Source organism: Opitutia bacterium KCR 482 (assembly GCA_029269845.2).
In the GTDB taxonomy this organism is placed as follows: Bacteria; Verrucomicrobiota; Verrucomicrobiia; order Opitutales; family Intestinicryptomonadaceae; genus Merdousia.
Map to the genome: position 1 here is coordinate 813,418 of CP149973.1, position 16,527 is coordinate 829,944.

Genomic DNA, 16,527 nt, shown 5'->3' on the forward strand with positions numbered 1-16,527 from the left:
TTTTTGCGACAAAAGCTTTGCAAAACAAATTAGACGCATCTAACTTACTGCAAAAATTTCAAAATCGATATGGATAACGAAAGCGAAAAACACGGTCATTCGTGCTGCTGCGGGCACAAGCACGAAGAGGAACTTCACAGCTGCTGCGGCGGACACGCCGCGGGCGGAATGCACTCGTGCTGCTCGGGCGGCGGAAAAAAATACGTTCCGACGTCCGTAAAGCTCTGGCTGTCGGGGCTGTCGCTCGTGGCGGGATTCGTTCTCTCGAAAACTTGGGCGGGATTTTCGCCGCTCGCCGACCCGTCGTGGATTGCGGTGGCGCTTTGCGGACTGCCGATTTTCGCCGCGGCGCGAAACGCCCTCGAAAACGGAAGAATCGGCGCGCCGGCGCTCGTTTCGCTTGCGATGATTGCGACTATCGCGCTTCAATTCGCGGTCGAATGCGGCGCGGAATCGGGCGGAGGACACGGCGGGCACGGGTACATTTTTGCGGCGGGCGAAATCGCGTTTCTGATGGCGTGCGGAGAGGCTCTCGAAGAAAGAACGGTCGGACGCGCCAAGCGGGGGGTTCGCAGGCTCGCGGAGCTTGCGCCCAAAACCGCGTTCGTGAAAAATCCCGACGGCTCGCTTCGGGAAAAACCGATTTCGGAGCTGAGCGCGGGCGATATTGTGGCGGTCAAGCCGCACTCGGCAATCCCCGCCGACGGCACGATTGTTGTTGGGCGCACTTCCGTCGACCAGTCGAACTTCACGGGCGAATCAATGCCCGCCGACAAGGCGGAGGGCGACCGCGTGTTTGCCGCAACGACAAACCTTTCGGGCGCGATTGAAGTGCGAGTCGAAAAAGCGGGCGGCGACTCCGAAGCGGGAAAGCTTGCGCGGCTTGTCGAGGAGGCGGCGGGCACGCGCGCGCCGATTTCGCGCATCGCAAACGTCTGGGCGGGGCGGCTCGTGGTTGTGGCGCTGCTCGCGTCGGTCGCGGTATTTTTCATCGTAAAATTCGGCTTCGGACTGTCGGCGATGACGGCTCTTGTGAGGTCGGCAACCGCGCTCGTTGTGTTCTGCCCGTGCGCGTTCGTGCTCGCGACGCCGACGGCGATTGCCGCAACCATCGGCAGGTTCGCAAGGCTCGGCGTAATCGTTAAAAGCGGCGCGGCGATAGAAACGCTCGCGAAAACCGACACTCTCGTTTTCGACAAGACGGGCACGCTCACAAAGGGCGAAATCAAGGTGGCTGGAATCATAGCTTGCGACGGCGACGCACGCGCCCTCGCAAGGCTTGCCGCGTCCGCCGAACGGCTCTCGGAGCACCCCATTGCGGCGGCAATCTCCGAATTCGCTAGGGCGGAAAAAATCGAGGCTTTGCCCGCCGAAAATTTCGTGTCCGTTCCCGGTCGCGGGATTTCGTGCGAGACCGCCCTCGGAAAAATCGAAGTCTGCAAGCGCGGCGCGTTTGCGGGCGAAATAGAAGGCTCGAAAATACTCTCGGATTTCGAAAAACAGCACGGCGGCGAAACGCTTGTAGCGGTCGCGCTCGACGGCAATTTGCGCGGGCTTATCGCGCTCGGCGACACGCTCAGAGGCGAGGCGAAAACCGCGGTAGACGAGTTGCGCGCGCTCTCCATTGACGCCGAAATGCTCACGGGCGACAACGAGGCCGCCGCAAAGGCTGTCGCCGATGCCGTAGGCATTGCGAAATTTTCGGCAAACGCCATGCCCGCCGACAAATTCAACGAGGTCGAACGCCTGGCAAAAAGCGGCAGGACCGTCTGCATGGTGGGCGACGGCGTAAACGACGCCCCAGCCCTCGCCGCCGCAAACGCATCGGTTGCGATGGGGAAAATCGGCAACGACATGGCGGTCGAAAACGCCGACATCACACTGCTCTCCGACGGAATAGCCGAAATACCGCGCATTATCAAATTCTCGCGCAAAACAATGGCGGTTATCAAAACTAACATGGGCATTTCGCTCACGGTTAGCGCGCTCGCAATCACGGCCTCCGCTTTCGGTCTCCTCGACCCCGTCTCGGGCGCACTCCTCCACAACCTCTCCTCAATCTTCGTAGTCTCCAACTCCGCCAGACTGAGCGGACAATAAGGCGGGAGCAATATGCGACGCCTGGCGGAGCTTCGCTCATTTCTGCGATAATTCGGCGCGGCTACAACCGCGCCTTTTCTCTTTTAGCCCGTATTGGCTTCGCCAATTACTGGCGTTGGGAAATCTTTTAGTTTGGCGGGAAACAAATAGCGCGCATTGCGCGACGGAAATCGAAAAAGTATCAAAAAATGTAGTTTTATCAAAAGTTCCCAAAGTAAATTTGCCGACGCGCCCTGTCCGTGATATTCTGGGACGCATGAATGCAAAAGGCAACAATCCCACGATAAGTTCGCGCTTCCTGAGGGCGCGATTCAACACGATTAAAAACCTGCGCCCCGATACGCTCTCCCGCGCCCTCGAAGAATTCGAAGCCGGAAGGCTCGGAACGGCGGCTCGAATGTTCGAGGCAATTCTGCGCCGCGACGACGTAATTTGCGGGCTGAACCTCAAACGCAAAAAATCGATAGCGCGGCTCGAATGCGAAATCGTCGTAAGCGAAAATTCGCAGAGGGCGTTCGAGCACAAAAAGATTCTGTCCGACTTCTATTCGTCGCTCGAAGCAAGGAGCGCGACCGACAAAAACGAGCGCGGCGGGCTTCGCATGCTCGTCTCGCAGATGATGGACGCTGTCGCGATGAAATACTCGGCGCACAAAATTTCGTTTTCCGAAAAGAACGGGAAAATCCGCGGGGTGTTCGAGCAATACCCGCTCTGGCTCTTCGAAAACACGAGCGGCAAACTGAGGCTGCTCGAACGCGAGGGGCAGCTCGCCGACGGCGCGCCGCTCGACGAGGGCGAATGGCTCATCACCTGCGGCGACGGTCTGATGACGGCGTCGTCAATCGCATACATTTTCAAACAACTGCCGCTCAAAGACTGGCTCATCTACTGCGAGCGCAACGGCATGCCGGGGATTAAGGCGAAAACCGACGCCTTCCCAGACTCGCCCCAGTGGGAGGCGGCGTGCGAGGCCGTCGCCGATTTCGGCGCGGAATTCCACGCTGTGCTTTCGGAGGGCACGGACATAGAGGCAATCGACGTTTCCACAAAGGGCGAGCTGCCCTACCCCGCGCTCGTCGAACGCGTAGACAGAATGCTCTGCGCCCTCTGGCGCGGCAGCGACCTCAACACAATCAGCGGCGACAACAGGCAGGGCGCGAGCGTGCAGTGGTACGAAAGCTCGCTCATAGAGGAGGCCGACGCCGCGCTTGTAGGCGACACGCTCAACCGCTGTGTGGACGCGCAGGTAATCAGGCTTGCGACGGGCGACGAAACGCCGCTTGCGAAATTCAGGCTGAAACTGCCCGACTACGAAATGCACAAGTGCGAGCTTGAAATCATCGAACGCCTCGCCGCCCTCGGACTCTCGCCCGACAAAACCGAACTCGCGCGGAGGTTCGCATTCCCCGCTTCAAACAAAAAGGAATCCAATGAAATCGGATAGGGAGCTTTTGCAGGTGCTTTGCCCCTTCGGAGAATGGCCGCACGCAAAGGGCATGCAGGTTGTCGACGAAGAGTCGGCGCGGAAAATGAAACGCGCGGCGGCTTGGAGCGCGGCGGTCGGCATTCCGATTTACGTCGGACACCCCGACGACGAGGGAATCAGGGCGGAGGCGGTGGGGCGCATAAAGCGCATATGCCCGACAAACGACGGCATCGCGGTCGTGGCGGCGTACCCGCAAAAAACCTACGAGAAAATAGTGAGGGGAGAATTTTCGGCGATGTCGCCGCGCTGGCGAATGCAGAAGCTCGGCGACGGCAGATACCGCCCCGTGAAGCTCCTGTCGGTAGGTCTTACGAACAACCCGAACATTTCCGAAAGCGGAAAAATTCTCGGCTTCGGCGGGCGCGGTTTGGCGCAAACTGCCGAACGCTCCCGCGCGGCGATGGCGAAAATGGGAAAGCTCGCGGAGGAAATAGAAATCTGCGCGGAAAAGGCGGAGTCGCTCAGAAAAAGCGCGGCGGCGGCGACAATCTCGGAACGGCTGGCGGCGCGGAAAAACGCCGACGAACGCCCCGAAAGGAGGCTTGCCGAACTTGCGCTCGAACGGTCGCGCAGACTCGGCGAGCCGTACACGAAAAGCTTTGCGGCGGTAAAAAAACAGAAACTCAACGGATAGCACTAAAAATCCGTCCGCATAAAAAACAACAGGAAATAATATGACAGACAACAGACAAAAACTGTCCGCGCGGCTCGCAGAAGGCCTCCGCGCGGCGTTCGAACGCAAGCCCGCGTTCTGCAACATCGCAGACGGCACGCACGCAGGCTCGATTACAATGGTCGCGGAGGAATCCGTAGACAACGCGTACCTCGTGGTAAAGGCGGGCGCAAACGACGGCGGCTTCGCGGTTGCGGGCGCGGCGGACAAGCCTTTCGGAGTGTGCTCCGACGAGGGCGCAAAAGGCGAAAGGCTCGCGGTGATTCTGCCCGCAAGCGCGGAAAGCACAATCATGTGCCGCGCGGCGACCGACATTCCCGCGGGAGCAAGCGTATACACGTCGGCAAACGGCAAGGTTTCGGCGGCGGCGGCGGACGGCTCGTACAAAGTGGGCGTCGCGGTGTGCTCGGCGGTTTCCGGCGGGCTTGCGGAAATCGACCCGCAGGGCTTCGGCGAATCGGCGTGGAAGCTCGCCGCGTGCGGCGTGCACGAATGGACTACGGCGACAACTTCGGACTCCCTCGAATTTTCGGGGCTTAACTCCGACAGCGTTGTAATCGCCGCCGTTCAAAGCGCGGGAGGCTCGGAAAAGACGGTAAAGGCCGCGGCGTCTACGTCGGGCATAAGCTTCACGCTCGACGCGAACGGCACGGCTGGCTCCACGAAAATCGCATGGATTGCAATAAGCAAAAACTAATATCATGAACGAAAACATAATAAGCGCAAACGAAAATAAATTCACCGCGGGCAACTACTCGGAAGCCCTCACGGCGTTCACTACGGGCTGGGTCGACCCCGACAACATCTCGGCGATTCTCGACTTCATCGCCCCGCCCGTCCCCGTCGGCAGACGCTTCGAATTCAAGCGCAGCGACAACGCACAGGCGTTCTTCTCGGAAAGCGACGACGTGCGCTCAATCGGCGCGGAGTTCAAGCGCGTCCGCTACGACGGCGAGTCGGTCAACGAAAAGACGCTCAACAAGGGGCTTACAATCCGCGTAGACCACGACGAAGCCGCGGGCGACGACTGGCAGGAACGCTATGTGCAGATGCTGCTCCAACGCCTGCTCCGCAACGAGCTGCGCAGGGCGGTTGCAGCCCTCGACGCAATCGCCACGGCGCAGACAAAGGCGGACTGGTCGGCGAGCGCAAACCCCGACGCCGACATTCGCGCAATGCTTTCCTCCGCCGCAGACCAGAGCGGAATCCGACCGAACAGGCTGCTGCTTGGCGAATCGGCGTGGGACAAGCGCATGACGTGCCTCGAATCGCAAAATTCGGCGGTTGCCTTCAAGGGCGCGGCGATGGCGCAGGACGAGCTTGCGGGCAAATTCCTGCTCGACGGCTGCCGCGTGCTGGCGTCGCGATTCCAGAGTTCCGACACCGCAAAATCGAAAATCCTCGGCAATACGGTCTACGCGTTCTACGCGCAGAACGCCGTTTCGAAGGACGAACCGTCGAACCTCAAACGCTTCTACACCCCCACGGAGGAGGGCTCGGCGTTCAGGGTTTACTGCGACGAACACGCAAAGTACACCGACATCACTGTCGAGCACTATTCAAGCATAGTGGCGGCGAGCGAGCTCGGCGTGCGCAAACTCGAAATCAAGGAAGGAGCGTAATAGGCGGCGCGACGGAGGCCTTCGGGCTTCCGCCGCGTCCATGCGGTTATGGAATGGATTAAAATTTTCCCCGAAGACCTCGAAGAGGCTCTAAACAAACCACAGCTCGACACGCTCAAAGCCGAGGCGTTCAAGTCGCGCAAACGCGACATTTCGGTGGACATCATAGCGACGGTCATAGCGCGAATCAGGGTGGAAATCGCAACGAGCGGGCTGAACGCGCTCGACGCCGACCACTCTAAAATTCCGCCCGAGCTCAAAGACTGCGCGTTGCGGCTTGCGGTGGAATCGCTCCACCTGCGCGTGCCGTCGATTGAAATTTCAGACATGCAGAAGAAGCACGCCGACATCGCCCGCGAAACGCTTGCAAGAATCGCGCGGGGCGAGCTTGTGGTGTCGCGACCGCTCGACGGCGTAAAAACCGTGCGTCCCCGACGCGGCGTATCGGCGGCTTCGGCGGCGAGAAACGCAAGCCGCAAAACAATGGAGGGCATTTAAAATGGGAACGCTCGAAAGCCTGCAAAATTCGATTTACGAACGCCTGCGCGGCGCGTCCGACCTGCGCCTTGCCGACATCAAAAAGGAGGGCGCGGACGACGACGGCGGAAAGGCGAACGGACTCCGAATAACAGTGGGAAGGCCGCTGCCGAAAACCGCGTCGAAATACGCGGCAGGCCCGACATTTTCGGAGGTGGAGCTGCGCGTGGAAGTTTCGCGCGCCGACCCGATAGCCGCAAACGCGCCGTCGCTGCTTTCCGCCGCCGAAACCGTATCGAAATCGCTTCACAACTGGACGCCGCCGCTGGCGTGCGGATACGGGCGCATGACCCTTGCGCCGCAGTATCCGTGGATTTCCAAGGACGGGAAAATCTCGATAATCCTCAACGCGCAATCGGTTTTGCAATGAAAATAAAATTCGCCGACACAAACCTTGCGAACGACGGAGAGTTCCCGAAATCGCTTTCGCTCGAAACGTGCAGACGCTCGCAGACGGAATACACTATCGACGCCGACGAGGCCAAAATTTTCGACAGGGGCAACACAAAAACTACCCTCGCGTTCGAAATCGAACGCGCCCACGGAAGCGAAGCCGACGCCGAAAAATTCGCGGTCGGGCACGCCTCCGAAATCGCCGCGCTCTCGCCCGCCGCGCTCGTTTTCGAACACGCAGACGGCTCGAAAACGACATTCGAAAACGCGGTGGTTTCGAAAATCAAAACCGAATACGAAAAACTTGTATCAAATACCCGCTACGAATTTTCGGCGGGCAAACCAAAGGAGCAACAATGACAATCGACGACATCGAACGCGAAATGCGCACGGAACTCGACAGGCTCGAATCGAAAATCGACGAGCTTGAAAAAACCGTGGCGCAGCTGAAATCCGACATCGAGGAAAGCCTCGAACAAATGAAAAAACTCAAAGGCGAAGTATAGAATGAACGTCGTTTTCAGGATAAACTCGGCGGCGGTAGACGCCGCAAAATTCCCGGTGTGCGCGGCGAAAATCCTCCGCAAAACGTCGTCGGCAGACGAGCTTAGAATCACGCTCGCGCCCGACGCGCAGACCGTGCCCGACATCGACGACACAATCGAGGTTTTCGTCGGAAGCACGCGCAAATTTTTCGGACGCATCACGAAAATCCCCAAACGGCGCGCGGCGGAAAAAACGGCGTCGGAAATCGTCGCAAAAAGTCCGTGGAGGGACTTGGAGGAAACCGTCTACCAGCAGTACTGGAAACGCGCCGTCGGCGGAGAATCGGCAAGCGTGCTCCGAAGCAGAGTCGCGCTCGGACAAAACGCCGCGGGCGGGAAAATCAAGGTCTCGGAGCAAATCAGAGAAATCGCGCTCTACGCGGCGTCGTGCGGAGCGCAGCTCGCCGTCGGCACAATAGACACAGACTCCGACATGCTGCTTGACGAAGCCCGCGACATCTCCTGCGCCCAGGCAATAGCGCGTACCCTCAAATGGGCGCCGAATTCCGTGGCGTACTTCGACTACGCGACGGACGGCTACCCCAAGCTCGAAGTCCGAAAACGCCCCGCCCTGCCGTCGGAGACAATAGATATTTCGAAGAAAACCACGCTCTCGGCAAGCGTCGCCGAGCGTCCCGACCTGCGCGTAGATTGCGTTTCCGTAAAGTACGAGCAGGAAAACGAAGTGGACGGCGAAACGTGGCTCGCGGTCTCCGAGGAAAAATACCCGCAGGACGCGCAGTCGAACTCGCGCCGCGCAATCGTGATGACGGTCGATTTGGACGGCGCGAAATCGTCGTCTTCGACATATAAAATCGTCTGCGGAACGGTGCAGCCAAACAGCGTGCAGTGGTGGCGAAAGCATGTGCCGTCGCTCGCGGACGAATCGGACATGACGGTTGTCGAATCGGCGCGTGAAACGCCGACATACGCGCGGGAGCTGCTCGTAGGCTCGATTGTAGCGGGAATGAACTTCCAAACGCTCTCCGACCGCATTACGGCGAAAGTAAAATACACAACAGACGACGGAAGCATTGTCACAAAAAACGTCGCAGCAAACATTCTTTCGACAAACGCAGTCAGCGGAACGTACACAATCTGGAAGACGTCGCAGTTCGCGGAGGAAAAGCCGTCGGGACTTGCGGAAGCCGTCTACAAAGCCGTTTCCGACGCGCAGTACGAAGGCTCGGTTAAGATTCTCGGCGCGCTCGAAAAGAGCTTTCTCGGCAAACGCATCGGCATTTCGGATTCGAAAAATCCCGACTGGGCGGACATAGGAGCGACGGTCGTGCAGACCGAGGAAAACCTCGCCGACGGCACGACGCTCGTAAAATTCGGCCCGCCCAAACACCTCTACCCCGACAACATGGAGGAGCTTTTCAGAATCAACCGAAACCGAACCGTAAGCTCCGACATATCGACGCGCACGACGGGCAAAATTTCGGGGAAATCCGACGAGCCTACGCAGACGAAAGCCGAAATCAACGGCGGCGAAGGCGACGCGGTTTTCGACAAATTCGTGATTGGCGCAAGCGGCGGCGAACAACCCGACGGAATCGAGCTCGACCCAGCCGACCTCGACGACGGCGAGCTTGCGAAAATGCGCGAAATCTACATCTGCCACAACGGCTACCTTGCAACCGCAAAAGTACTCATGAGCGAACCCAAATACGTAGAATAAACATGCAAGCGTTTACACACCTTTCCCCGATTCCCTACCCGACGACGGAAGTTCTGCCGGGCGGCGGGCTTGCAATCGGCCCGATGACGCCGCAGGAGTGCGTGGAGTTTTTCTGGCTGACATCGGAAGTGTCGCTCGACTTCTCGGTGCGCGTGTTCGAGCAGCACGCAAAAAGCGGCGACGTGCTCGTTGACATAACAAAAGCGGCGCATGCGGACAATTTCTGCTCGGCGACAATGCCGTTTTCGCTCGAACCCCGTGCGCGCTGCACGGCGTCGGGCAAAACGCTGTGCGACATATTCCTGCCCGACGGCGGACTCGACTTCCAAATTTCCGGCCCGTACGTCGATGCACACTACCCGCAAGAAATATCATTTGCAAGCAAATCATACTACTATAAACTTGCATTCCATTTCGGCGCAGGCTCGCTGGAAATCGATACAAACTACTCGACAAATACCGGCCCTGCCTACATGACAACCGTAAAAAGATTCCCGTTTACAATATTCGATAAAACCTACTATTTGAACCTCAACGTGCCCGACATGTACCTAAACCCCGCCCAATACGAACTAAACGTCTCATACAGCGCCGACATCTCATTAAGCAGGCAAAGCGCAGGCTAGCAGCAGGCTGCAGCCTGCACGGGCGCGAGCCGCGCCGGTCGTCGGAACTTCGTTCCTTTCTGTGATAACTCGGCGCGGCTATAACCGCGCCTTTTCTGGATAAGTTCGTATTGGCTTCGCCAATTACTGGCGTTGGGAAATGCTTAACGCAGAAAAGAAACTAATTTAAATAGACGCGCTATGCGCGGATAAAAAGAAAAGCGGAAATCCCGAATCTCGGAATTTCCGCTTTTTTGTAAAACCAACTTTTATCCCAACACACTCTAAAAATCTTCCGCGCCGTGCGCTCACTATTTAGGCGCGTCAAAGTGCTAGTATAAGGGCGGCTTTACGCGCGAAACAGGGCGCGTAGCATACACGGCTATCCGCAAACATTAGTCGGCTCACAAACCAAACAACTCCACTTTTCTCCCAGCGCATTCTAAAAAACTTTGTGCGTTAGCACTCATTTGTTAGGGGTGTTAGAGTGCCGTTCAGGCGGTGGCTTTCACGCATGCGCAGGGCGCGTGGCGTACTTTTGTACGCGAGCGGTCTGCGCATGCGGGGAAACGCCGCATCAACGGTGCTATAACACCCCGTCAGCGGTTGCGTTTCCTGTGCTTTTTGGTTTCTTCCACGAGGATTGGCTCGTTTCTGTACGCAAAGCCCTCCAACTTTCTGCGCTCGATTTTCGCGTTTATAAATTCCTCTATTCTTTTCAGGAACATAGTTTCGTCGGAGGAGTAAAGCGTGATTGCCGTGCCGTCCTTGTTCGCCCTGCCCGTTCGCCCGATTCTGTGGACATAGTCCTCCGCGTGTTCGGGAACGTTGTAGTTTATGACGTACTGGACATCGTTGATGTCAAGCCCGCGCGAGGCGATGTCGGTTGCGACAAGTATGTTGGTCTTGCGCTCCTTGAAATCGGCGAGAGCCTTGTCGCGTTCGCGCTGGGTGCGGTCGGAGTGGAGAATCGACACTTTGTAGTCGTGCCCGACGAGCCATTCGCCGATTCTGTCGGCGTCGATTCGCGTGCGGGTGAAAACTATGAGCGAGTCGAAAGTTATCGATTTAAGATATTCTATCAGTAAATCGTATTTTTGAATTCCGTCAACGGGATAGACGAAGTGCTCGATTGTATCGGCGGGGCTGTTTTGGGCAATGCCCGTGTCGAGCCTCTGCGGGTCGGTCAACGCCCATTTGGACAGGCGCATTACGGCGTCGGGCATTGTTGCCGAAAAGAAGAGCGTCTGGCGTTCCTTGGGGCAGTACCTGATGATGTTGGAAACGTCTTCGATGAAGCCCATGTCGAACATGCGGTCAACCTCGTCGAGCACAAGGTACTTTATGTTTTTGAGCGAAATTGCGCGGTTGCGGTTGAGGTCGAGAAGCCTTCCGGGGGTGGCGACCACGACGTCCACGCCGCTTTTGAGCGCGGCAATCTGGCGTTCCATCGAGACGCCGCCCTGAACGAGGAGCGTTTCGATAGGCGAATATTTCGAGAAATTTTTGAACGCCTCGGCGGTCTGCGAGGCAAGCTCGCGAGTGGGGCTTAACACAAGCACGCGCGGCTCGAACTGCGATTCGCCGAGCTTGTCGACGAGCGGAAGCGCGAACGCCGCCGTTTTGCCCGTGCCCGTCTGCGCCGTGCCGATTACGTCCGCGCCAGAAAGGACAATCGGGACTGCCTTTGACTGAATCGGCGTGGGCGACGCGTAGCCCATGTCCTTGACGGCGGAGAGAACCGCGGGGGAAAGACCGAGCGCGGCGAAGTCGGGAAGCGACGCCGAAAGCTCGTCCTGCGGATAGGGGGCGGGAACGTTTTTGGGAGCGCGTTTTTGCGCGGGGACATTCTGCACGTCCAAGCCTTTTTTGCCCGACTCGCGGCGCGGACGGCGACCCTCCCTGCGGCGGTCGTCGGGGCGGCGGGCGGCGTTTGCGGGGGCATTTTTGGGGCGCGGCGCGGCGGAATTTTTCTTTCGGGCGCCGCCCTGCTGTTTCCCCGCCTTGCGCGGCTCTGACTCATTTTTGGAAAAAACCTTTTTTCCGAGAGATACGATTTTCTTAAATAAATTCATGAAAGCCAAATATCAAATCAAAGGCGGACGCGCTCTTCAAGCTATTTCTTGCGCCCCTTAAAATAAAGACGCGCCCTAAAAGGCGTCGGGCGCGTTAAATTGGTTGACACGCGGGGAATGCCCAATAGGATTTTCGACTTTCTATGAAGACATTTATCACATCAATCTCGTTGGCGGTAATCGCAGCCGCATCGGCGTTCGCTCAGGAAATGCCCGCCGAATTAAGGGCGAAACTCGAAGCGAAATCGGCGGAAGTAAACGCCGACAACGCGTCGAAGGCGAAATCCTGGGTAAAAAAACAGGTCGAAGCGTGGGAGACTATCCAGAACATGTCGTTCTCGGCGGACGAAAACGACATCAAGCTCGTGAAGGAGCTTGCCGACAAAAAGTTCCCGCTCGACTTCGTAAAGCAGGAGCCGTTCATCGGCGAACAGGCGTCGATTGCGTCGGGGCTGGGAGACTATAAAACGCAGCTTGGCGCGGCGGCGTACGGCGAACTGAAAAAGAAATTTACGGAATCGGGCAAGACGAACCTCAACACATTCCTCGAACTGCTCCAAAACGAAACCGCCGCAAAGCTCGAACTCGACGCTATGACGACGGACAAAATGCGCCCGCGCACATTCGCGCTGATAAAGAAAGCCGCCGCAGAGGAATTCCCCGGAAACTTCGCCGAACAGCTGAAAACCATCAAGGAAATTTTGTCGGGCAAGGCGGCGGAAGCTTCGGCTTCCGAGACTGTCGCCGCCGGCGGAAACGAGCAGGGGCAGAAAAAACGCCCCGCCACAATGAGCGAACTCGAAAATCTCGTCAAGGAACGCTACACCGCGCAGACCTACATGACCGACGGCGACGTCCGCGGCGCGGCATTCCTTTCGGAAATACAGGGCAAACAGGTTGCGTTCATTCCGTTTGCTGCGTTCACGCCGGGGCTTACGCTTTCGAACGCGCGCGGCGAACAGCTTGAATACAACGAAAAGGAAATCTACGTTTCGAAAAACCTGCCGCTGGTGCTCGTCTTCCCAAAAGAGCTGCCCGAAGGCACGAAAAATTCGGAATTCATCAACGAAAAGCAGTACCGCGACCTCGTTGGAACCTCGCAGTTTGTCGTGGGTTATTTGAAGCAGAAGATGATGGCGTTCCCGGTAAAAATCAACGCAATCAACGACAGGATTTTGAAGCTAAACAACAACCTGCCCATAAGCTACTCGGAGGGCACGCTCATAATCAACCCCAATTCTATGGAAACGCTCGCGGTCGTAATGCCCGCGCAGGCGAAAATCAGGCGCATAAACTGGTTCCAACGCTCGGAAGTAAACAGGCTAATGCGCGACATCGAATCGGAGGCTGGCACTCTCGAAGCCCGCAGGCTCGACAACCTCGGCAAGTGGGAAAAATTCTCCGAAGACAACTACATAGACCAGAAGATGAAAGTCGAAAGAATCGGGAACGTCGCAAAAGACTTCGTAAAACTTTTCTCGACTACACAGCTTGCGGACTCGGAGAACTCGCCCGTAATCGGCATGATTGTAAAGAAGCACCTTTCCGCGCTCAAAAAACGCATGGACAAATCGAGCTTCGAACGCGCCTACAAGGCGTACATGCTAGACCTTTCGAACCTCATCAAAACGGAAGTGCGCGAAATCAACAATACGGACTTCTATTCGGGCTTCGAGGGCGACGTGAAGAAATACACCGAAGTGCTCGAACAGGTGCAAAAGACTTTCGAAAACGCCGCAAAAAGCCAGGCGTTCCGAAATCTCGTTCAGGAGGACATCAAGAGAAGTCAGGGCTGGTAGTGGTCGAAACCGCCCGCCGAAAACGGCTCGCGGCGGTTTTGCGAAACGACAAACACGGCGTCTTCCCCGTCTGCGGGATTCGCCGTTTTTATTTGCCCCATGACGTAGAACGGCTCGCCGAAACGCGCTTCGTAGACGCGCGAAAACGCGCTAAGCTCGGACGCCGCGCCGGAGAAAGTGAAGAGAAGCTCGTAGTCTTCGCCGTCGCAAAGAGCCTGTTTTAGTGTCGCGGTTTTGCCGCAGTACTCCCTGCGGGGGACGGCGCTTTCGGACAGCTCGGCGCAAGTTCCGCGCGGAAGGAGGTTGCGGAGGTCGGACGCCGCGCCGTCGCTCAAATCGGTGCACGCCGAAACGCGCGGCTCGGCGGCGAGGAACACGCCCTGCTCAACGCGCGGCTCGAAAGCCAAATGGTGCCCGCTTTCGAACGACGCGCCTAACGCGCCGCTTACGCAAATGTAGTCGCCCGCCGACGCTCCGACGCGCAAAAGCGTGCGTCCGTCGGTCTGCCCCAAGAGGGTAAGGTGGGTCGAGAAGAAGTCGCCGCCGACCGACGCGAAATCGCCGCCTATTATTTTCAGCCCGTACTTTTCCGCGGCAACGCCCATGCCCCCGCAAAAACCGTCGAGCCATTCGACCGACACGTTTGGCGAGCATATCGAGCTTGCAAGCGCGGCGAACGGACGCGCCCCCATTGCGGCGATGTCGCTTACGTTGCGCTTCACGAGCTTTGCGCCCGCGAGTTCGGGCGGGGTGTCGGGAGAAAAGTGCCTGCCCAAAATGACGGCGTCGCTTGTAAGCAGGACGTTTTTTTTCAGGGACTGCGAAAGCACGAGGGCGCAGTCGTCGCCCGCCCCGAATGGGGGCGGCAAATCGGCTGCCGCGCCGAATTTTGCGCACACGCGCGAAATCAGGCGTTTTTCGCCCAAGCCGCCGACCGTTCCGACTGTCGCAAAAGGTTTCATAAAATTAAAATCACCGCGATGTTCGCGGCGTTGAAAAGCGAATGCGCAACTATCGGCGAAACGAGCGAGCCAGATTTTTCGTAGGCGCAGACGAGGATTATCCCCATCAGGAAAATCGGCGCGGCGGCGTACGCGCTCGCGTGGATTAGCGAAAACAAAACCGACACTACCGCCGCCGAAGCCGCCGTTGCGACGGCTTTTTTCGAATCTGGCAAGACCGCCGAAAACGCGCCCTTGAAGACGGGGTACAGAATGCCGCGGAAAAACGTCTCCTCGGCAATCGGCGCAAGAAGCGCGATTGTGAAGACGGCGAAAATCTTTACCCGAATGTCGCCTATTCCCGCAAAGAGAGCTACAATCTCCTGCCGCGCAATGTCCTCGCCGAACGCCGCCTTGTAGAACACCGCTATGCACGCGCCGCACGCAAGCACCGCAAGGGTCGGGAAGAAGTACAACGCACCCGTTTTGAGAGCGGCGCGGGTCGGATTGAAGTCGAGCTTGATTTTCGCGAAACGCGCAAAAACAGCGCAAAGCGCAAGCGCCGTAATTTGCGAAGCGGAAGTCGGCAGAAATATTTTGAAAAAGTCGCCCGAAGCGTCGGCAAACGCCCGCGCAACGGACATCGAAACAAGCGCGCCCAGCACGAAAAGGAACGCGAGAAGCATCGTCGAAAACGCGTCAAGCTCCGCCGAACGCACGCCGCGCGCGCTCCCCGCAGTCTTCGCAACGGTAGCCCACACAGCCGCAAGCGACAGAAGCCCGAGAACGCCTGCCCCGAAATACTCCATCAATAAATCTTCGAGCCGCCGAGGTATGTTGCCACGACCCTGCCGCGCAGTTTTTTGCCGAACCACGGCGAATTCGTCGAGCGGGAGAGCGTTTTGTCGTAGACGTATTCGGCATTTTCGTCGATGAGAACGAAGTCCGCCTTTGCGCCGGCGGCGAGAGTGCCCGCGTCGATTTTCAGAAGCTGCGCGGGGCGCGTCGACATCAGTTCAACAAGCTTCGGCATGCCGATTTTGCCCGAGCGCACAAGGACTTCGTGGCAGACCGAAAACGCGGTTTCAAGCCCAGTAATGCCGAATGGGGCGCAGTCGAACTCCCTGTCTTTGTCGTTTTCGGAATGCGGTGCGTGGTCGGTCGCGATGACCTCTATTGTGCCGTCGACGACGCCCTCTATAAGCGCGTCCACGTCGGCTTTTGTGCGGACGGGCGGGCACATTTTGAAATTGGTGTCGTAGTCTTTGAGGCACTCGTCGGTTAGCGAGAGGTGGTGCGGGGTAGCCTCTGCGGAAATGCTAATTCCGCGCTTTTTGGCGTCGCGGATAATTCCCACCGACAACGCGCTCGAAATGTGCTGCAAATGGATATGCGACTTTGTGTAGTGCGCCAAAATCGCGTCGCGCGCCACAATTATGTCCTCCGCCGCCGACGGCCAGCCTCCCAAACCGAGCCGCGCCGACCACTCGCCCTCGTGCATCTGCCCCGTGCGCGTGAGCGTGTTTTCCTGACAGTGGTCCATGACGAGCATTCCGAACATGCCCGCGTACTGCATTGCGTTGCGCATAAGCTCCGCGCTCTGCACGCACGAGCCGTCGTCGGTCAGAGCAATCACACCGAGATTTTTGAGAGTCCCGAAAGGCGCGAGAGTCTCGCCCTTTCTGCCCTCGGTAAGGCACGCGCTCTGGTAGACGCGCACTTTTGCGGTTTCGGCGACGATGTCGTTAATAAGCCTAACGGTCGAGGCGTTGTCCGCCGCGGGAACGGTGTTGGGCATCGCCACGATTGAAGTGAATCCGCCCGCCGCCGCCGCCGCCGTGCCCGTCGCCACAGACTCTTTCGAAGTCTGACCGGGTTCGCGCAGGTGAACGTGCATGTCAACAAAACCGGGGGCCAAGACAAGCCCCTTGGCGTCCACGACTTCGGCTTTCGGCGAAACATTTTCGGCGAACACTCCGTCGCGGACTGCAATGTCGCAAACTTTGTCGAGATTCTGCGAGGGGTCTACAACCCTCGCGTTTTTAATCAAAATTTCGTTTTCCATAATAA

Annotated in this window: 16 protein-coding genes; 12 read left to right on the plus strand and 4 right to left on the minus strand. The window is 57.8% G+C overall.

The window, feature by feature from the left end:
- Window positions 1–69 precede the first annotated feature (69 nt).
- The 11 genes from P3B99_003350 to P3B99_003400 all read left to right on the plus strand — a co-directional run bounded on the left by P3B99_003350 (window position 70) and on the right by P3B99_003400 (window position 9,663).
- On the plus strand, window positions 70–2,100 hold the full coding sequence (locus tag P3B99_003350; GenBank protein ID WYJ08163.1) for a cation-translocating P-type ATPase: 2,031 nt from the start codon (window positions 70–72) through the stop codon (window positions 2,098–2,100).
- Window positions 2,101–2,356: 256 nt separating this feature from the next.
- A complete protein-coding gene (locus P3B99_003355) occupies window positions 2,357–3,544 on the plus strand; it encodes a DUF935 family protein (protein WYJ08164.1) in 1,188 nt (395 codons plus the stop codon).
- A complete protein-coding gene (locus tag P3B99_003360; GenBank protein ID WYJ08165.1) occupies window positions 3,531–4,220 on the plus strand; it encodes a phage protease in 690 nt (229 codons plus the stop codon). Before P3B99_003355 ends, P3B99_003360 begins: the two co-directional genes overlap by 14 nt.
- A gap of 40 nt (window positions 4,221–4,260) precedes the next feature.
- On the plus strand, window positions 4,261–4,956 hold the full coding sequence (locus tag P3B99_003365; GenBank protein WYJ08166.1) for a capsid cement protein: 696 nt from the start codon (window positions 4,261–4,263) through the stop codon (window positions 4,954–4,956).
- A 4-nt stretch (window positions 4,957–4,960) separates the two neighbouring features.
- A complete protein-coding gene (locus P3B99_003370) occupies window positions 4,961–5,881 on the plus strand; it encodes a hypothetical protein (protein ID WYJ08167.1) in 921 nt (306 codons plus the stop codon).
- Window positions 5,882–5,929: 48 nt separating this feature from the next.
- Window positions 5,930–6,379, plus strand: a complete 450-nt coding sequence (locus P3B99_003375; GenBank protein WYJ08168.1) for a hypothetical protein — start codon at window positions 5,930–5,932, stop codon at window positions 6,377–6,379.
- Window position 6,380: 1 nt separating this feature from the next.
- Window positions 6,381–6,788 carry a hypothetical protein gene (locus P3B99_003380; GenBank protein WYJ08169.1) on the plus strand — a complete coding sequence of 136 codons (408 nt, stop codon included), beginning with the start codon at window positions 6,381–6,383 and terminating at the stop codon, window positions 6,786–6,788.
- Window positions 6,785–7,171, plus strand: coding sequence for a hypothetical protein (locus P3B99_003385; GenBank protein WYJ08170.1), 387 nt, complete (start codon window positions 6,785–6,787; stop codon window positions 7,169–7,171). The genes P3B99_003380 and P3B99_003385 overlap by 4 nt, the downstream gene beginning before the upstream one ends.
- Window positions 7,168–7,317: a hypothetical protein gene (locus P3B99_003390; GenBank protein ID WYJ08171.1), complete on the plus strand. Its 150-nt coding sequence runs from the start codon at window positions 7,168–7,170 to the stop codon at window positions 7,315–7,317. The genes P3B99_003385 and P3B99_003390 overlap by 4 nt, the downstream gene beginning before the upstream one ends.
- Window position 7,318: 1 nt before the next feature.
- Window positions 7,319–9,037 (plus strand): hypothetical protein, encoded by a 1,719-nt coding sequence (locus P3B99_003395; GenBank protein ID WYJ08172.1) that lies wholly within the window; start codon window positions 7,319–7,321, stop codon window positions 9,035–9,037.
- Between the two features lie 2 nt (window positions 9,038–9,039).
- On the plus strand, window positions 9,040–9,663 hold the full coding sequence (locus P3B99_003400) for a hypothetical protein (protein WYJ08173.1): 624 nt from the start codon (window positions 9,040–9,042) through the stop codon (window positions 9,661–9,663).
- Window positions 9,664–10,241: 578 nt separating this feature from the next.
- Here P3B99_003400 and P3B99_003405 read toward each other — a convergent pair.
- Window positions 10,242–11,717 (minus strand): DEAD/DEAH box helicase, encoded by a 1,476-nt coding sequence (locus P3B99_003405; GenBank protein WYJ08174.1) that lies wholly within the window; start codon window positions 11,715–11,717, stop codon window positions 10,242–10,244.
- A gap of 143 nt (window positions 11,718–11,860) precedes the next feature.
- Here P3B99_003405 and P3B99_003410 point away from each other — a divergent pair, with 143 nt between their 5' ends.
- Window positions 11,861–13,516, plus strand: a complete 1,656-nt coding sequence (locus tag P3B99_003410) for a hypothetical protein (protein ID WYJ08175.1) — start codon at window positions 11,861–11,863, stop codon at window positions 13,514–13,516.
- On the opposite strand, the gene P3B99_003415 is transcribed toward P3B99_003410, so the two are convergent.
- Genes P3B99_003415 through P3B99_003425 form a run of 3 tightly spaced genes read right to left on the minus strand, consistent with a single transcriptional unit; the run spans window position 13,504 to window position 16,522 of the window.
- Window positions 13,504–14,478 (minus strand): thiamine-phosphate kinase, encoded by a 975-nt coding sequence (locus P3B99_003415; GenBank protein ID WYJ08176.1) that lies wholly within the window; start codon window positions 14,476–14,478, stop codon window positions 13,504–13,506. The two genes, P3B99_003410 and P3B99_003415, sit on opposite strands and share 13 nt — an antisense overlap.
- On the minus strand, window positions 14,475–15,266 hold the full coding sequence (locus P3B99_003420; GenBank protein ID WYJ08177.1) for a type II CAAX endopeptidase family protein: 792 nt from the start codon (window positions 15,264–15,266) through the stop codon (window positions 14,475–14,477). Before P3B99_003420 ends, P3B99_003415 begins: the two co-directional genes overlap by 4 nt.
- Complete coding sequence (locus P3B99_003425; protein WYJ08178.1) at window positions 15,266–16,522, minus strand: dihydroorotase; 1,257 nt, start codon at window positions 16,520–16,522, stop codon at window positions 15,266–15,268. The genes P3B99_003420 and P3B99_003425 overlap by 1 nt, the downstream gene beginning before the upstream one ends.
- Window positions 16,523–16,527: the final 5 nt, after the last annotated feature.